The sequence below is a fragment of the Sphingobacterium sp. HMA12 genome, from assembly GCF_002933815.1.
GTDB lineage: Bacteria > Bacteroidota > Bacteroidia > Sphingobacteriales > Sphingobacteriaceae > Sphingobacterium.
The window spans coordinates 83,764-99,776 of the sequence record NZ_BEYR01000004.1; the positions used below are offsets into that span (position 1 = coordinate 83,764).

The window sequence follows — 16,013 nt, forward strand, 5'->3', positions numbered from 1 at the left end:
CTATTGGGGGGCTCGAACGTTTACTTTATTTTGAGAAAATGAGCAGTTCCAACCGTAAAGGGATTGATTCAGCACATAAAATTTAAGACAACAAAGACCTTTGGTATATTTTTTGAAACAAAGCAGTCTATTGCAATCAACAGGAAATGGAGGTACATAGTGGGATGCTGTATACTATAAAATAGACAAATCCGTTTTATACAGATGAAACAAAAAAATAAAACTATCCAAAAAGAATTAAACCAAACACACACATAAAAACTATGAGCAAGAAAAAAGACAATTCAAGATGGCTGAATGTGGCCATATCCTGGGGCGCGAGTATCGTCATCATCGGGGTACTGTTCAAGATCCTCCACATCGGCGGCAGCACGGCCAACTATATGATCGGTATCGGACTCGGTGTGGAAGCCCTCCTTTTCTTTCTGATGGGTTTCAATCCGCCGGCACCAGAACCAGACTGGAGCCGCGTCTATCCTGAACTGGATGATAATTTCAACGGTGAGCTGCCTGTTCGCGGCAAAGCAGCCGTAGCACAGCCCGCAGGCCCATCAGCGACAGCCGCATTGGATAAAATGTTTGCGGACGCCAATATTGAGCCGGCAAGTATTGAAAACCTGGGCCGTGGATTACGTGACTTCAGCGAGAAGGTATCGGCCATCAACAAACTGTCTGACGTTTCGCTGGCAACAGAAGAATTTACACAGAAACTGCGTACGGCAACGTCAAAATTTGATCACCTGAGCTCAGCTTTTGAAAAAGCTTCGGAAAACCTCGTAGCGATGTCAAACACCTCCGGTGATACGGCAAATTACCACGACCAGGTGAAAAACCTGACAACCAATCTCGGTCAGCTCAATGCCATGTATGAGCGTGAACTACGCGACTCGGCATCTCACCTGCAGTCCATGAATAAGTTTTATGAGAACTTAAGCTATACCATGCAAAACTTCAACGAATCATTGGATGACTCCAAAGCATTTAAAGAAGAAGTGGGCAAGCTGGCGAAAAATCTGAATGCATTAAATGCCATTTACGGTAATATGCTCAGTGCCATGAACCAGCCACGTGTATAATTTATCCTTGTATTACTTAAATTAGAAAAAATGGCATTAGGAAGAGAAACGCCAAGACAGCGGATGATCGGCATCCTCTATCTGGTCTTGCTTGCTTTACTGGCACTCAATGTACCGGATTCAATCTTGGATGCATTCAAAAATATCAACAACAGTCTCGAAGCATCCAAGTCAAATGTCAACACAGCTGTACAACAGCTATTCGCTGCATTTGAAAACACCAAATTAAAGGAGGAACCCGCAAGGGCCAAACCTATTTACGATAAAGCGAAAAAAGCTCAGGCCATTATTGGCGAGCTCGATAAATACATTCTGTCCCTAAAAGAAGAATTTGTCAAACAGGGCGGCGGTTACGATGAGGAAAAGGGAGACCTGGTCAAACGGGAAAATGAAGATATCTCCCCCAATCTGATGATCAATGAGAAAAAAGGAACGGTTCTTAAGGACAAAATTAATGAAACCCGTTCCAAGTTATTGGCATTACTAACACCCGAAGAGCAAAAAATGGTTTCCTTTTCCCTTGAAGCCAAGAATCCGGAGAAGTCCGTGAATGGCAAAAAATCCTGGGAAGAGATCAATTTCGGCAGTGGCACGCCATTGACCGCAGCCATGACGATCCTAACAAAGATCCAAACCGATGCACAAAATGCCGAGTCGGATGTGGTGAAGATCATTCTGGGCAAAATGGATCAGGCCGTGGTCAATCTGGACAAGTTTGCTGCAGTAGCCGTTGCGCCCACGTCTTACTTGGTACAGGGACAACCCTACAAAGCAGAAGTCTTTTTAACCGCATCTGATTCTAAGTCCCAGCCGGCGATCTCTGTCAATGGTTCAGCATTACAGATTGTGGACGGTAAAGGCGTATATTCCGTACCGACAAACCGGGAAGGTATTTTTAGCTGGACGGGGGTGATTAAAGTCAAACAAACGGATGGATCCTTTAAGGAGTATCGCACACCTCAGCAGACCTATCAGGTAGCCCGTCCTTCGGCCGTGGTCTCACCGGATAAAATGAATGTCCTGTATATCGGGGTCAATAATCCGATTTCCGTTTCTGCGCCCGGCACACCTACGGATAAAGTGCGGGTAAGCATGAGCGGCGGTAGCATATCCAGCGCCGGTGGCGGCAAATATAATGTCCGGGTGAGTTCGCCGGGCACGGCACATATCTCTGTATCCGCAGAAGTTGCTCCGGGTAAAACACAGACCTTGAGTTCAACGGAATTCCGCGTCAAAAGAATCCCGGATCCGATTGCCAAATTTGCCGGCAAAACAGGCGGATCCATGGCGACAGTAGCACTGAAGGCACAAAATGCACTATTTGCGAAACTGGATAACTTTGACTTTGACGCGACCTTTAAAGTGACTAAGTTTACGATGATTATCGCCAAACCCCGTGCAGACGCCATCGTGCTGTCCACCTCGGGCGGTCAGTTAAGCTCAAGCATGTCATCGGCATTAAATGGCATTGTGCCGGGTACACGCGTGATCTTCGACAATATTGTTGCTGTCGGTCCGGACGGGACGTCCAGACAGCTCAATGCCGTCGCATTAACAGCAAACTAGCAAAATCACCCCTACATTTATATATGAGGCCTTCTCCTTTATTGGAGAAGGCTTTTTTACTTCTTTATAGTTGATCTTTTGGTCATCAGCCGAAATTTGGCTCGAAAGTAAAATAGAATCAATGCATTGTCGCAGATTTCAAGAAAAATTTTATCTTTATATTAATAACCATTTTATTTTACTGTGTACCAGGCCACATTCAAGTAGGATGGTACTGCTACAAAAAAGCTTTCTAAAGCACCAGGAGGTTAATTTGAAACAAAAACAAGAAGATATTATTGCTTATGCACTTTCGAAAGTGCATGAATTTCAGCGCCAACACGGCAGAACCCCAATTCGCCGGGAAATGGAGAACATCAATACAATTGCCCGCCGGCATTTTGGCTCCTGGAATAACTTTATTCTTGCGGCGGGATTAAAGCCTAATATAAACAAGTCCAAAGAAGAAATTACAGCTGAGCTACTGACATTGGTAAACGACTTTTATAAAATTAACGGGCGGATTCCAATGCGCAGGGAATTTTCTGCAAAATCAACCAGTATCAATAAATATTTTGGATCCTGGAACAAGTTTATTGCCGCAGCCGGGTTTGCCCCCAATGACCGCAGAATTTCTTCCATCGGAAAACTAAAAAATTCATTGGTCAAATTTTACCTTAAACATGGACGCTCACCCAGCATATCAGATTGCACCAAAAAGAATGGGCTCTATAATTCATTATCCTATTACAGACATTTTAACGTCGACAGCTGGGCTGATGTACTGGAGTACGCCAAGTTAAAACCTCACTTTCGAATTACAACGATGACGGAAGCTGAAGCCAAGGAGAAAGTGATCAAGCTAATCAAAAAGCACCGTATCAAACATTATAAAGACTACAAACGGTTAAAGCCCGAAAATTATCCCTCGGTTTGGTACCTGAAAGAAAAATTTGGCTGGAATAACTTATGTTATCTCGCCGGAACTAAAATACCCGTTACCAAGTTTAGTATCAGAGATTATTACCTCAGCTTAGCCAAGGAACTCGGTAGAACACCAACCACCAAAGAGTTGGAAGCCAAAATGGGCGTCACTGCCGGGGCGATGGTCTGGAAAACCGGCCAGCGCTTAAATCGTTTGATCGAATCTTTCGGCCAAAAGCCTGCTTTTAGTACGCGTGAGCGTTGCAAGCTCAGCAAAAAGCAGCTTGCGGAACGCTATAAATCCAAAAGCATCGAACATGGTTATCCAAACGGAATGCCGCGCAGCAAGCTGATGGAGCTGACCGGTTACTCCAGGGATGTATATGAATTTCGTTTTTTTTCGATGAATGGGCTGCGGCTTGTCTGTGGATTCAAACTGCTCCAAACCGGCAGTAAGCGGTACACCGAAGAGGAACTGCGTAATATATTGAAGAAGCCGCGTTACGCCAAAAGAAATTAATTGAGGCGATGACCAAAAAAGAAAGAGCCATTCCCCTATGGCAATGGCTCAAAAAATTCAATAAATTGCTGTTATTTACGCTGGCAATCGGCTGTCCACACTTTGTCATCTTTGGTGTAACCGATTGTTAATTTACCAGCATCAATACGGATCACTCCGGTACCGGCCGAGCCTATATTGATCAGCACGTTATCCTTCTCCTCAAAATCAACGCCATTGAGATTAGGAATACCATTGCCAAAAGCAAAATTATAGGTATTGCCAGTTTTCGTTACTGTAATACTTCCGTCGGCAGAAGGTACATCTTTACTATTATCCTTTAGATCGTCAAACGCAATCTTTCCTTCGTATTTGCCGATAAAAAGATTGTTGTCTGCCGGATCATCATCTTTGCTGCATGAAGTGAAACTGATTACTGCTGTCAAGATAAGCATCCCTAGTCCCAATGTTTGAATAAATTTTCTCATCGTTAATGTGTTTTTTATTAAAAATCGATAGGTTAAATCCAAACTTTATGCCATTACCCCAGGTGCAAAATAAGATCCGTATCAATTGAAACAAAAGAAGTATAAATACAGATCACCCGTACAAATACAGTACTGCATACCAAATTATTTATCGCGATACATTTGTATCAGGTCCAAGTGGAGCCGGTGGAACCGTGGCCACATTGCGTTCAATCTCCTGTGTTTCCACATGTACGGCAAATTCAGCCGGCTTGATGGGTATACCTTTTACCGTTGCATATTCGCGTGTGAAAATGGCACCGAAATAAAGGATCGTAGCCGTGTAATATACCCAAAGCAGGATAAGGACGAAAGAACCTGCTGCGCCATACGTATCCTGGGTAGAGGAAGTCTGCAGATATATTCCGATCAGGTATCTCCCCAATATAAATAAAGCTGTCGTAAACAAAGCGCCGGCCCGCACCGTCTTCCATTGGATCTTAACATCTGGGAGCGTTTTGAAGATCACCGCAAATAACACAAAGACTACTGCACAGGAAACCGCGAAATTTAGGAGATTCATCAAGACAACTGTTATATCAGGAAAATAATGCAGTAGCCGCTGTGTCAATGCCAGAATCAGTCCATTGATAATTAAAGTGACCACCAGCAGAAAGCCCAAGCCAATGACAAGCGATGAGGACAGTAATCGGTCCTGTATGATTTTCAGCCAGCCCTTTTTGGGTTTGGGCAGCACATGCCATATTTTATTGATCGAGTTTTGCATATCCCCAAATACGGTCGTTGCGCCAATGATCAAGGTGACCAAACTGATGATCAAAGCCGTATTTGATTTGCCAGACAGTTGCAAATTCTGAATCACCTCCTGGATTTGCTTGGCAGCACTGTTTCCGACCAATCCATTCAACTCCGTGAACACTTTCCCCTCAATGGCTTCTGTGCCATAGAATATCCCAGCCAAGGCAATGATCAACACAAGGATCGGCCCAATTGAAAATACCGTGTAATAGGACAGAGAAGCACTGTATTTCATGGAATCCTCATTCATAAATCCGGATACGGTATTTTTAAAGATGGTCCAATATGTTTTTACCTGATTCGAGCTTTTCCTTTTTACTTCCATCGCGCGTGTGGTTTTATACAGGTGAACCTCCGACAACGACAGAATGTTTTGTTTATAACAAATCAACGTGCTACTTTTCCCTTTAGGCACAAAATTTGTCGCTGCAAAAAAAGAAAAATAACAGATCATGAAAAGAACAGCACTATTATTTGCACTCGCGGCAGTTGTGGTTTCCTGTAACCAAAAACCAAAAGAAACCACAACAGCTCCCGCTCCACAAGATACATCGGCGACTGAAGAGCCCGTTAAAATTGATACATCGGCAACACTCGACCTTGCGAGCATCCCCTATTCGGATGCAGATATCGGTGTATTCCCGTTTTTTACGCCACCAAAAGGTTATAAAGAGATGAACCAGGCGATCAAAAAGGACTTTGATGTTTGCTATTTCGCAATTAATGGTGTCATGAAGCCCTATGAAGGACGGCTGTATAAAGCAAATATTACCAATGAGCCGGGTACGCAGTTTTCACAGCGCTATTTTGAAAAGAGTATGGAAGATTATTTAGCATCAATAGGTGCTGTTAAAGTCTTCGATGGCACCATCACGCCCGAAGAATACGAACGGTACCATAAACAAGACCCCTATAAAGGTGATGAGGGCGATATCGGCTATGCGGATGAACAGATCCGGGTATACGTCATCCGGAGTAAAAATCAGGGCAATATCTTTATTCAATATACGGCAAATAATGCGGGTGCCAAGCTCAATATACTGCAGGAAAACAACTTTAAACAAACTATCCAAAAAATCACGGCAGACGATATCAGCAAGGATCTATCAGAGACTGGAAAATCAATTGTTTACATCACATTCGATACTGATAAATCCAGCATAACCACAGCGGGCACCGATCTGGTTATTCAGATTGCCGAAGCGCTAAAAAATGACCCCACACTTAAAATCGCTATTGAAGGGCACACGGACAACACAGGTGATGCGGCACATAATAAAAAACTATCTGATGATAGGGCGCACGCAGTGATGACAGCATTAGTAGGACAAAAAATAGACAAGTCACGCTTATCAGCCAAAGGTTACGGTGCCGAAAGACCACTTGTCGCCAATGATTCTGAAGAAAACAAAGCTAAAAACCGCCGCGTCGAGTTGGTTAAGATCAAATAAACAATTCCTGCTGAACCATACGATACTTCCCAAGATATGAAAGCATCGTATGGTTATATTGTATCAACTATATATGCAGCATTTTTTGTAACCAATCGTTTAAATAACTCACAACTGTTTAACAAATTAAAGGTATGCTAAGTAATTTTTTTATATTTGATATTAATCTTAAATCTTTCGATTTCAAGCAGTATTATGACCACTAAACAACAGTCGAGAAAAAAATATCAAGGAGAAAAAAATAATAAGGAACGAACCATGGGGAAGTTAATTGCTTCCGTTGGTAAAGTACTTGAAGAGAAAGGTTATCCCGGTCTCACCATTGCCAATATTTCAAAAGCGGCAGGTGTTGACCGCAAGCTCATTGGCTTATACTTCGGCACATTGGACAAGCTGGTTGAAACTTACATCAGGGGCAAAGACTATTGGCTTACTACGACGATGAATGCTGTGGGATATTTTGGAGATGCGCCCGAGGTAGGGTCAAGAGGTTTTTTGGAATCTTTATTATTAAATCAGTTTGACGATTTTCTTACCAATACAGAGATGCAAAAGATTTTGGCCTGGCAGATCTGCGAGGAATCTGCACTCATGTCGGAGATTTCGCAGGAACGGGAAAAGATGAGTGCCCTATTCTTTGCTTTTGCAGATAAAGAACTTCAAGGCAAGGACCTCGACCTCAGGGCTGTTGTCACTATTCTGGTTGCAGGAATCTATTATATTGTTCTTCATGCTGCACATACAAAAAGTACCGTCTGTGAAATAGACATCTCCACCCCAGAGGGATTGAACAGGATCAAAGCTTCGATCAAAAACATTTTAGGGTGGGCCTATAACTCGGTCGAAGAGCCGGCCGGATAGCTATATCCCCCCTTATTTTCCGTTTAGCAGAACATGGTTCGGTATGCGCTATTCTTTTTCAGGGCTATGTGCGCTAATGAATTCGCCGGCTGACCGCTCCTCCAAACGGGCGACGACCTTGAATGCGTGATAGATCTGATCGACTGTATATTGATGCTCATCTAAAGTTTCAAAGAATACTTCATTCAGCGCCTTTACCATCCTTTCGATCTGATCATAGGACTGCAGTGTTGTCATTGTAAATCTTATACCGGAATGGTTTTTGGATACAGCGGGAAATACCCCGATGTTCAACAAAAATCCGCGCTTGATCATTTTTTCCATGATAATGTATGCAAGCTCGGCCCTCGATGTACCTATAAAGAATATCCCCGAATCAAAATTCGAAATTAAAGGCAATTCAGTAGCTCTAAATAAAGAGCTTGCATATTTTATACGATTTGCAAGTTCAGTTTGCAGCGTATAGATCTCATCTGTTAAATGGATCTTTGCAGAGGCAACCGCAGCACCCAAGGTCGCTGGCTGCAAAGGACCGGAGGAATTGAATGGAGCTCCGCAGGCACGCACCTTTCTGGCGATTTCCTTATTCGGGAAAATCAAAATACCGCCGCCTGTGGCAAAAGCTTTGGCCATCGATGAGGCGACAATCATCCGCTCGTGTATGGTATGGTTACTAAGAATATATCCTTTCCCATTTTTGCCCATTATACTCATACTGTGCGCATCGTCGATATAGGTATGGAATGCGGGAAAGGAATCCAACAAATTAAAGATTTCATCAGCAGGGCAGCGATCACCAAACATGGAATACACCCCATCCGCAAAATACCAAACTCTTTGATACGTTTTTTGGAGTGTTTCGATGCGTTCCTTCAGTACATCTAAGCGGTTATGCCGAAGGACTTCAAAGTGAATTGGCCAATTTGCCCTAAATACATTTATACCGCTTAAAACCGAATTATGGAGTTGCTGATCGACAATGACAGCATCTCCAGCATCCAGAATCACTGGTATGGCAGACAAATGTGCGAGTGTTGTCGTAGGAGCAACAATGGTAGGAGCTTCAAAAATTTCGCTCATTAAATCTTCCAGTTCGCTATATAAATCAATGGAAACGTATGCTCTGGATTCGGAAAATTGCACACCATATTTTTCTACGGCTGCTATTGCGGCACGTTTTAAACGTTCATCATGCTCGAGTCCAAGATAGCTACAAGAGGTAAAGTTCACTAACTCGGAGCCATTGATGCGGATAAGGTTGTCGGTTGTCAGATTACCTTCCTGAGTTAAATGAAGTATACCTCTTTTAACGCCTTCAGAAATGCTCTGATCAATAGCGCTCATAAAATTATGATGGTTCATGCTTTTTTGGATTTTATATTTAAGTTATTTATTAAAGTTATCGAATTTGGCCTAAAAAGCAGTGTAATTTTTCGTTATCTGATAAAGATATTACGTGAACATCAACATGCTATCGCCCACAATATAGAATTACTGCAACATCAAAACATTAGCTCTCCAGACTTACCTCAAAAAAAAACGGATAACATTACTGCTATCCGTTTTTCCTTATCACAAAAAAACACTTCTTTCTACAATCCGTTCAACCAACTATTCACCTCATCCTGTGTTTTTCCGGTCTTCTTCTGAAGTTTACCGACCAATTCATCCTCTTTGCCTTCTGCATACAGTAAATCATCATCCGTAAGATCGGCATACTGTTGTTTTACTTTGCCTTTAATCTCATTCCAACGGCCTTTCCAAGTTAATTCGCTCATACTATTTTCCTTTCGTTGTTTATGAATAGAACAGCCTGCAGCCGCAATCGTTTAAAAGAAATTGTTATAAAATGTTAAAATTATTTTAATTTTTCGATCTCTTCGATAGAGAGTCCAGAAATTTCGCTAATATCCTCTTTACTATAGCCTTTATTTAGCATCTTGCGAGCGGATTCGATAGCTTGCTTGTGTTCACCTTCTGCACGACCTTCTTTAAGTCCCTCTTTAAGACCTTTTTTAAGACCTTTTTCAAGACCTTTTTCAAGACCTTTAGCATGTCCCAAGGCTTCTCCGGATCGTAATGCTGAATTAAATACACTCTCGGCATCACGTTTGTGTTTTAGACTCGATTCGTATGACATCATATCCTCCTTCGTTAATTTACCTATCTCCCCTACTTCAAAGATAAGACCAAATATCCGCTTATCCAAAAACGAAGGCAATTTATCCATGGTACTCAAGTGTTTAAGTAAATATAGCCATTGATCCATAATTGTCACTAACTCTTCGGGCCTCTTATCAAACAAAGGTAGCGAGACCAACTTATATCCCAACTTGTCATAGAAGATCTCATTGGTTGATTTATCACATAAGGCCACATCATGATAGTATGGTCTATTGGTAATCTGGTGTAATGGCGCATTACCATTCTCCATCATATTAAATTCCAAGATACCAATAAAATAAACCTCAGGTAGACAATAATTATTCCCTTTACTGCCACGGGGCAGTTGCTTATTGATTAAACGTGATGTGTAGTATACCGCGCGATCTTTAAAAAACTCTTGAAACAACTGCTGCATCTCAATAATAAATATTTCGCCTTTACTACCGATACAGTGCAAGTCAAAGACTACCCTTCGCATATTTTCATAATCACCGTCATGTTCAACAGGTTTGTATCGTAGGTCAGCAATAACTTTCTCGCCTTCGAAAAGACTATTCAAAAATTCAATTAGTAGAATCTTGTTTTCCTCGCGCCCAAAGTAAAGCTTCCAGCCGAAATCAGTACTAGGGTCTACATATTTGCCAATATGCCGTTTTAATTTACCCATAATTATTAAATATTGGTTATCAAGCAAATATAAATAAAATATTATAAAAATACTAATAATATTAGCATTTAATTTAAAAGTTATCCCTTCGATCAGGTATACATTAAGCGAAGGGCTTCTACAGTAACAGAAGCCCTTGGTTTCACTTTCGTTTAAATACCCGGTTTAAAACGCGGCTCAATAAGAAACTCACAAGCGTTCCGACCAATGCCGTCAATGCTCCGTTAAGCAGGTCGCCTACTGAAAAAGACGCCCAGATACCGCAGAGTGTGCCACCGATTGCCGATAAGCGCATATCACTCAGTTTCATCAATCGCTCCTTTCTTCGCTGGGTTTATCCGTTGGACATCATGCTCCGAAGCCCTTTTCAGGTTATCCTTATGTTCCGGGACTGTTTCATCCTTCTCCTCTTCACGGATCACCTGATCATCTTCGTTGATGACCGACTCGATGATCCCCAGGCCCAGCGCAAGATACCGGACGATATTTAATGCCTTTCCGGGCAGCTTTATCGGTGCTGCAAGTACTAGTCCCAGTACTTTTCCTATTTTATTGATTATCTTTTTCATCCGTATAAATTATTATTATGTGTTAGCTGCCTTCGGTGATTTACACGCCCGGCTCAAACGGGCATAGTTCCCTCCTATCAGCTTATTTTGGATGGTCAGGATGACCTTGCTGCTTTTCACATGGTCAATCACCACTTGATATAAATTCTGGTAAGCCTCCTGTGATTGATATACTTCATAGTCTTCGCGGTTTTTGTCGCTGTGGAAATACGTCCCCACCAATAGGCAGCCGGCCGTATCCGCATGCGTATTGCCGATATGGATATAGATATTACTGAAAGCCGGCACATCCCGTATCTCGATCATCCCCTGATGCATATCGGGGAAACGCTTCTTATACGCGGTATTCATTCCACCCCAATGGTTAACCCCCAGACAATAGCTCCCTGCAGGAATACAGGTTTGTCCTTTGATTTTATGATCACGGATGCTGTCTTCAAGAACATAACATTGAAACAGACCATCTATATACAATTCGGACAGGGTACTATTTTTCCCCTGTCTGACTCTTTTTAGCAGCATATCCATTAACGCACCAGGATATTGGCCGAATCACTCCAATCACCGACTCCTTGGGTATTGATTGCGCGCGCCTGCACTTCGTAGAATTTGCCTACTTCCAATGGAGCGATAATATTGCTCCGGGACGAAGTGGTCGTAAAGCGGTCGCCCCATTCCGAAGGATTATCCGTTCGTATGCGATAGCGGTATTCATAGATCGTCGCTATCCTTTGGGGGGCAAAGTCCAGCTTCACCTGCCCCGACTGCCGTCCATCCGAGAGCCGCACATTATCCACTTTGAGCGGTACCTGATTGGCAAAGGAGGTGCTGTTGGTCGGGAATCCCGAACTCAGCAAGGTGGAGAGATGACCTTGGGCCACCGAATTGACGTAATAGCCCAGCTGCTGCATCACCACAATAAGCGGGCTGCGGCTCTCATCCTTAAGCGCGGTATCTTCGGGCGAACCACGTTTACGGGCAATGGCCAGCTTGGCCGTAAAATCATCCAATAAGACCTGTATATCGGTCAATTCGGGCGTCGGTGTCGGATACTTGGCATTGCCCGTCATCGCACCTATAATCGTATTGCAGACGATGACCAGTTCATCATCTTTCATTTTTCCAAAGCCAATTAGGGCTTTCATTTTCGTTGCCATTTTTTTTCTATTATGACCTGTCATTAGTAGTATTAGCATTGACAGTGTCTGTTTAATAATCTGTTTGTTAACGCTTAAATATTCCTCTCGAGATCATTTAATGACACAAACATATCATCGTAACGGACCGAAAATGAAGTTTTGACCTAGATTGAGCTTAATTAAGCCCATTTGAGCCAACCTGATCGGTAAGGCGCCAGAAAGGGGTGATTTTGCGCTGTGACTGCTCGGTTTCGCACAATAAAATATCGATTCCGTCCCCTGGAATATCCGCGCAATCCAAGGACTGACACAAAGAAACCAGTGAAAAGTTCATTTGGCCGGGTGGGGAAATGAAACAGATGGGTGACTGTTTCATATTTCCGTGTGACTGAACAGCAAATTCCCCCGACTGCACCAACCAGTCAGGGGAATTTTCCGTTCGGCCGAATAAAGATCTGTTTCTGTCCTGGAGAAAAAACAACCAGTCAACGGTTTGTTTCATACTTTTGGTCGGGAAGATCGCAAAGACACAGCGCGAAGTCGCAGTTCCTTAGCGCCTGACCAAAGCGCTGGGGCCAGAAAATTATATTTTCCCCTTGAGTCTGCTCCTTTCGAGTGCTTCGGTCAGATCTTCTTCAAAGTAGCGGTCATCGCCAGTGAGGGTCATCGGATTGAGCAGTCCCTCCCGCACACGGCGCTTGTAGGTCGAAACGCTGATACCAAGGTATGCCGTCACTTCGGTATGCGTCCAGAGCTTACGTTCGAGCAGAGGCTTTTGTTCTACTTTCTTTACTTTAAGGATGAGGATCAGGGTCGCCAGCAGGCGGTATATCGCTACTAAAATTTCAGTCAATTTTTCTATACGATCTATTAATGTATGTAAGAATACACTTAGGTTCATGGTCTATGGGTTTAAGACCATCGACGCACAGGTAGGGTTATTTCCAGAAACAAAGAAAAATCAGTTTTATTTCAAGGTCTGCCAAGCCCTGCGAAATAAAGGAAAATACCCACGGATGGTAAAGGTTTATAATTACCTTAAGTTACACATTTTTCTGATCTGTTAGATTACTGTCGATGATTTGTGGGAATGAGACTGATACCATAAATATAGATTCATCATTAGACACTATAAGGGCAGTACGCTGCGGATCCAGCAACCGCAGCTGACGCGCTATTCTTTCCAGCGTCGTATTGTGACTTACCTTACCAGCTACCGCTTTTGCGGCGATCCGGTTGGAAACCTGAACGGTCACCATATTATCTTGTGATTTAGTGATCACTATTCGTATGGGATACTTTTTCACGGATGTCTCACCATATTGCAACGCATTTTCTACCAGATTGAACAGGAGCATTTTGGGGGCCATATAAGCTCCGTCCGATATATCCTCCATTTGTAGCGAAATTGAATGTCCCTTTATAAATTCATACATACTTACCAATTTATCGACCATGTCCATTTCCCTCCTTAAGTTTAACCATGTATCATGATTATTCATATATACCTTGGCTATTTTACCTAGTATACCTACAGCGAGCAATGCATTTGCTGGTGATTTGCGGATCAAAGCCCGGATCGTAGCCATACTATTTGTTATAAAATGAGGATTGAGATCTTTTGTCAGGGCAATTAATTCCCAATTTATGGATATATGTTCTATTTCGGTGAGCCGTTGCTGGGCTTCTCGATATGCTAACCACTTATCAACACCAAACTGCCAGCTATACATAAAGAAAGCTACCAGTACGGGCGGAATGATTAAAAATATCACAGGCCAGAAATTTTCAATATCCCATTTTCCCGGAGTCCATTTCAATGCACCCGTAGAAAGGCTAATCAAGATTGGAATAGAACAAAAAAAAAGAAAAAGCAGCATGACGAAAGTCATCAACAGCCAGGCATTATACCTAGACCATATAAATAGCCTGGGGAGTATCAGATGCCTAACCAACACATATATAATACCGGTCAGGACCAAGGCAGTCAATTGATCGCGCCAATCCTGAAATGCTGCAGGTATGATCAGGAAGATATAAGCCAGCGAAAAGACAATTGCAGTGCTGAGTACGATATTTTTGAGCCAGGTAAGCATAAATTGTTTTCTTGCTGGCATGATCTTACAATTTGTGGCTAATATCCATCATCTTCAATTTTCTTTTAAGTTCATCAGCACGTGATTTTGAAACAGTTAGAAATTTTGGCCCGACTTTGACTCCTACCAGGGTCACTTTTCTAACATAATTTAAATTAATGAATACGGACTGATCGACTCGGACAAATCTCGGATCTTGCTGGAGTAGATCATCCATGTCTATCATCCTTTTGTTGAGCACCCCCAGCAAGAAAAACTGATTATTTGGTCTAAGCCCGAAAAAATGAATGTAATTATGTATTTTGTCTAAATAAGCAATTTCCGCAAGTGCGACCGGGACTTTCTCATATACCCTTTTATTTTCCGGATGCTTCCGCATTGGGGGGCCATTCTTTCGTGCAAGATGCAATTCGCTTTTTGGATCAACAAAATCCAGAAAAATCATCAGTTCGGTCTTGAGATCACGGTCAGCACTACTGCCTGGGGATTTTCTTTCTAAATGCTTTAATAAGTCAAGCAGTTCATCCGCTTCAACAGGTTTTGACAAGAGACCATCAACATGCACTTTGTATCCGTCTAGCGCATATTTATTCGCAAAACCAGTGACAAAAACAAAGTGCGAACAATAATTACGGAGCCTCTTAATCGCATCCAAGCCCGAACAGTCCGGCATCTCAATATCACAGAATATAATATAAACTTTCTCGTCCGCATGTAGAAAATACACTTCGGCATCTCTGACCGAGGTAAATTTACCTTTTATCTGAAATAAGCCAAGCTCTTCCAATACGGCGGCTGTATCCTCCAGCGCACCATATAGATCATCGATTATAACCACAGGAAATTTGCTCATAATAGGTTTATGTTGACTGATTACAAAAATAGTTATAGCCGTAAAGTAAATAATTACAGCCGACATAAACAAATAGTTAACTCCAAGTTATCCCCCGATTTTAACAATTTAAAGAAATAAACAACTAAAAAATTCATAACATGAAACGATCTAATTTATTCCTTTATCTCATTTGCGCAGGGTTCTTTTTCGTTCTGAACGTCGCACCAAATCCCGTCATGCCCGAACGGGACATAAACAACAAAAATTACATACACCTGAACGCGATGGACAATCGCATTCAAGATGGACTTTCTACCCGTTTATTCTTTCCCTCATCGCCCAATGAACAGTTTACAAAACAATTAAAATAGCAGTTACTCCCTACTTAAACCTATGCTAAGACTGATTTTTGCCCTAGGCTGTGCCATACATATCTGTATGGCATCAGCCTACAACCTACGGATCATTTTTAAACTTCCTGATCGTTTGCCAGAAATATTCGGGTTCGCTTATCTATATCAGGACCTCGCAGGACTGAGTGGAGGCTATACTTTCTATGGTCCTAGCGTAGGCATGCAGATACAGCTTGAATATATCCAATATCAAAAGGGTAACGCCACGCTGACGAGCGAACCGCGCATACAAAGCACTACCGGAAAGCTCCGGCTCAACAGCTACCTGCAATTGGGTTCATCATTCGTTGACAGCAGTCAGTCTTATCTACAGGATCAGGCGCGTGCATCAATCAGGAGCCTAACAGGCGGTCTGTCCGAGATTATGGCTGCCGACAGCATTTCATGTCGTTTAATAACGAAATATATACCAGCATTAGTCCAAAAAGGTGAGCCGCACCTTTCATCTCAGTACATTATTCTTTTTGAGTATATCAAAAATTAAGG

At 42.5% G+C, this 16,013-nt stretch carries 19 protein-coding genes; 7 read left to right on the top strand and 12 right to left on the bottom strand.

The genetic code is table 11. The annotated features are described in order from the left end of the window. The first annotated feature begins 263 nt into the window (after positions 1 to 263). From gldL to HMAT_RS19480, 3 genes are all read left to right on the top strand, one after another. The gene (gldL, locus tag HMAT_RS19470; RefSeq protein WP_104384542.1) at positions 264 to 1,076 is read left to right on the top strand and encodes a gliding motility protein GldL; all 813 of its coding nucleotides are present in this window, start codon (positions 264 to 266) and stop codon (positions 1,074 to 1,076) included. Between the two features lie 30 nt (positions 1,077 to 1,106). After that, complete coding sequence (gene gldM, locus HMAT_RS19475; protein WP_104384543.1) at positions 1,107 to 2,642, top strand: gliding motility protein GldM; 1,536 nt, start codon at positions 1,107 to 1,109, stop codon at positions 2,640 to 2,642. A 253-nt stretch (positions 2,643 to 2,895) separates the two neighbouring features. Further along, positions 2,896 to 4,065 (top strand): homing endonuclease associated repeat-containing protein, encoded by a 1,170-nt coding sequence (locus tag HMAT_RS19480; protein WP_158656012.1) that lies wholly within the window; start codon positions 2,896 to 2,898, stop codon positions 4,063 to 4,065. 71 nt (positions 4,066 to 4,136) lie between these two features. Here HMAT_RS19480 and HMAT_RS19485 read toward each other — a convergent pair whose 3' ends face one another. Both HMAT_RS19485 and HMAT_RS19490 read right to left on the bottom strand, forming a co-directional pair. Next, positions 4,137 to 4,532 (bottom strand): hypothetical protein, encoded by a 396-nt coding sequence (locus tag HMAT_RS19485; protein WP_104384545.1) that lies wholly within the window; start codon positions 4,530 to 4,532, stop codon positions 4,137 to 4,139. A 148-nt stretch (positions 4,533 to 4,680) separates the two neighbouring features. Continuing rightward, on the bottom strand, positions 4,681 to 5,655 hold the full coding sequence (locus HMAT_RS19490; RefSeq protein ID WP_104384833.1) for a YihY/virulence factor BrkB family protein: 975 nt from the start codon (positions 5,653 to 5,655) through the stop codon (positions 4,681 to 4,683). Positions 5,656 to 5,782: 127 nt separating this feature from the next. Between HMAT_RS19490 and HMAT_RS19495 the strand changes: the two genes are divergently transcribed. Both HMAT_RS19495 and HMAT_RS19500 read left to right on the top strand, forming a co-directional pair. After that, positions 5,783 to 6,781 (top strand): OmpA family protein, encoded by a 999-nt coding sequence (locus HMAT_RS19495; RefSeq protein ID WP_104384546.1) that lies wholly within the window; start codon positions 5,783 to 5,785, stop codon positions 6,779 to 6,781. Between the two features lie 258 nt (positions 6,782 to 7,039). Continuing rightward, complete coding sequence (locus tag HMAT_RS19500) at positions 7,040 to 7,642, top strand: TetR/AcrR family transcriptional regulator (RefSeq protein WP_233789468.1); 603 nt, start codon at positions 7,040 to 7,042, stop codon at positions 7,640 to 7,642. Between the two features lie 48 nt (positions 7,643 to 7,690). Here the strand turns inward: HMAT_RS19500 and HMAT_RS19505 are convergent, their stop codons facing one another. From HMAT_RS19505 to HMAT_RS19550, 10 genes are all read right to left on the bottom strand, one after another. Further along, on the bottom strand, positions 7,691 to 9,004 hold the full coding sequence (locus HMAT_RS19505) for an aminotransferase class I/II-fold pyridoxal phosphate-dependent enzyme (protein ID WP_104384548.1): 1,314 nt from the start codon (positions 9,002 to 9,004) through the stop codon (positions 7,691 to 7,693). Positions 9,005 to 9,234: 230 nt separating this feature from the next. Beyond that, positions 9,235 to 9,420: a CsbD family protein gene (locus HMAT_RS19510; protein ID WP_046675215.1), complete on the bottom strand. Its 186-nt coding sequence runs from the start codon at positions 9,418 to 9,420 to the stop codon at positions 9,235 to 9,237. Between the two features lie 80 nt (positions 9,421 to 9,500). Next, positions 9,501 to 10,475: an Rpn family recombination-promoting nuclease/putative transposase gene (locus tag HMAT_RS19515; RefSeq protein ID WP_104384549.1), complete on the bottom strand. Its 975-nt coding sequence runs from the start codon at positions 10,473 to 10,475 to the stop codon at positions 9,501 to 9,503. A 142-nt stretch (positions 10,476 to 10,617) separates the two neighbouring features. Then, positions 10,618 to 10,785 carry a hypothetical protein gene (locus HMAT_RS27090; protein WP_158656013.1) on the bottom strand — a complete coding sequence of 56 codons (168 nt, stop codon included), beginning with the start codon at positions 10,783 to 10,785 and terminating at the stop codon, positions 10,618 to 10,620. After that, positions 10,772 to 11,044, bottom strand: a complete 273-nt coding sequence (locus HMAT_RS19520) for a hypothetical protein (protein ID WP_104384550.1) — start codon at positions 11,042 to 11,044, stop codon at positions 10,772 to 10,774. The genes HMAT_RS27090 and HMAT_RS19520 overlap by 14 nt, the downstream gene beginning before the upstream one ends. A gap of 15 nt (positions 11,045 to 11,059) precedes the next feature. Beyond that, positions 11,060 to 11,572 (bottom strand): DUF5675 family protein, encoded by a 513-nt coding sequence (locus tag HMAT_RS19525; protein ID WP_199768719.1) that lies wholly within the window; start codon positions 11,570 to 11,572, stop codon positions 11,060 to 11,062. Further along, positions 11,572 to 12,189, bottom strand: a complete 618-nt coding sequence (locus HMAT_RS19530; protein WP_158656014.1) for a fibronectin type III domain-containing protein — start codon at positions 12,187 to 12,189, stop codon at positions 11,572 to 11,574. The genes HMAT_RS19525 and HMAT_RS19530 overlap by 1 nt, the downstream gene beginning before the upstream one ends. Positions 12,190 to 12,766: 577 nt before the next feature. Continuing rightward, entirely contained in the window at positions 12,767 to 13,084 is a 318-nt protein-coding gene (locus HMAT_RS19540; protein ID WP_104384553.1) for a hypothetical protein, read from the bottom strand. 142 nt (positions 13,085 to 13,226) lie between these two features. Next, complete coding sequence (locus tag HMAT_RS19545) at positions 13,227 to 14,300, bottom strand: histidine kinase (RefSeq protein WP_104384554.1); 1,074 nt, start codon at positions 14,298 to 14,300, stop codon at positions 13,227 to 13,229. A gap of 4 nt (positions 14,301 to 14,304) precedes the next feature. Further along, positions 14,305 to 15,132, bottom strand: coding sequence for a LytTR family DNA-binding domain-containing protein (locus HMAT_RS19550; RefSeq protein WP_158656015.1), 828 nt, complete (start codon positions 15,130 to 15,132; stop codon positions 14,305 to 14,307). A gap of 140 nt (positions 15,133 to 15,272) precedes the next feature. Here HMAT_RS19550 and HMAT_RS27095 point away from each other — a divergent pair, with 140 nt between their 5' ends. Together HMAT_RS27095 and HMAT_RS19555 are read left to right on the top strand one after the other, a co-directional pair. Beyond that, positions 15,273 to 15,485, top strand: coding sequence for a hypothetical protein (locus tag HMAT_RS27095; protein ID WP_158656016.1), 213 nt, complete (start codon positions 15,273 to 15,275; stop codon positions 15,483 to 15,485). A 22-nt stretch (positions 15,486 to 15,507) separates the two neighbouring features. Then, positions 15,508 to 16,011, top strand: coding sequence for a hypothetical protein (locus HMAT_RS19555; protein ID WP_158656017.1), 504 nt, complete (start codon positions 15,508 to 15,510; stop codon positions 16,009 to 16,011). The last annotated feature ends 2 nt before the right edge of the window (positions 16,012 to 16,013 follow it).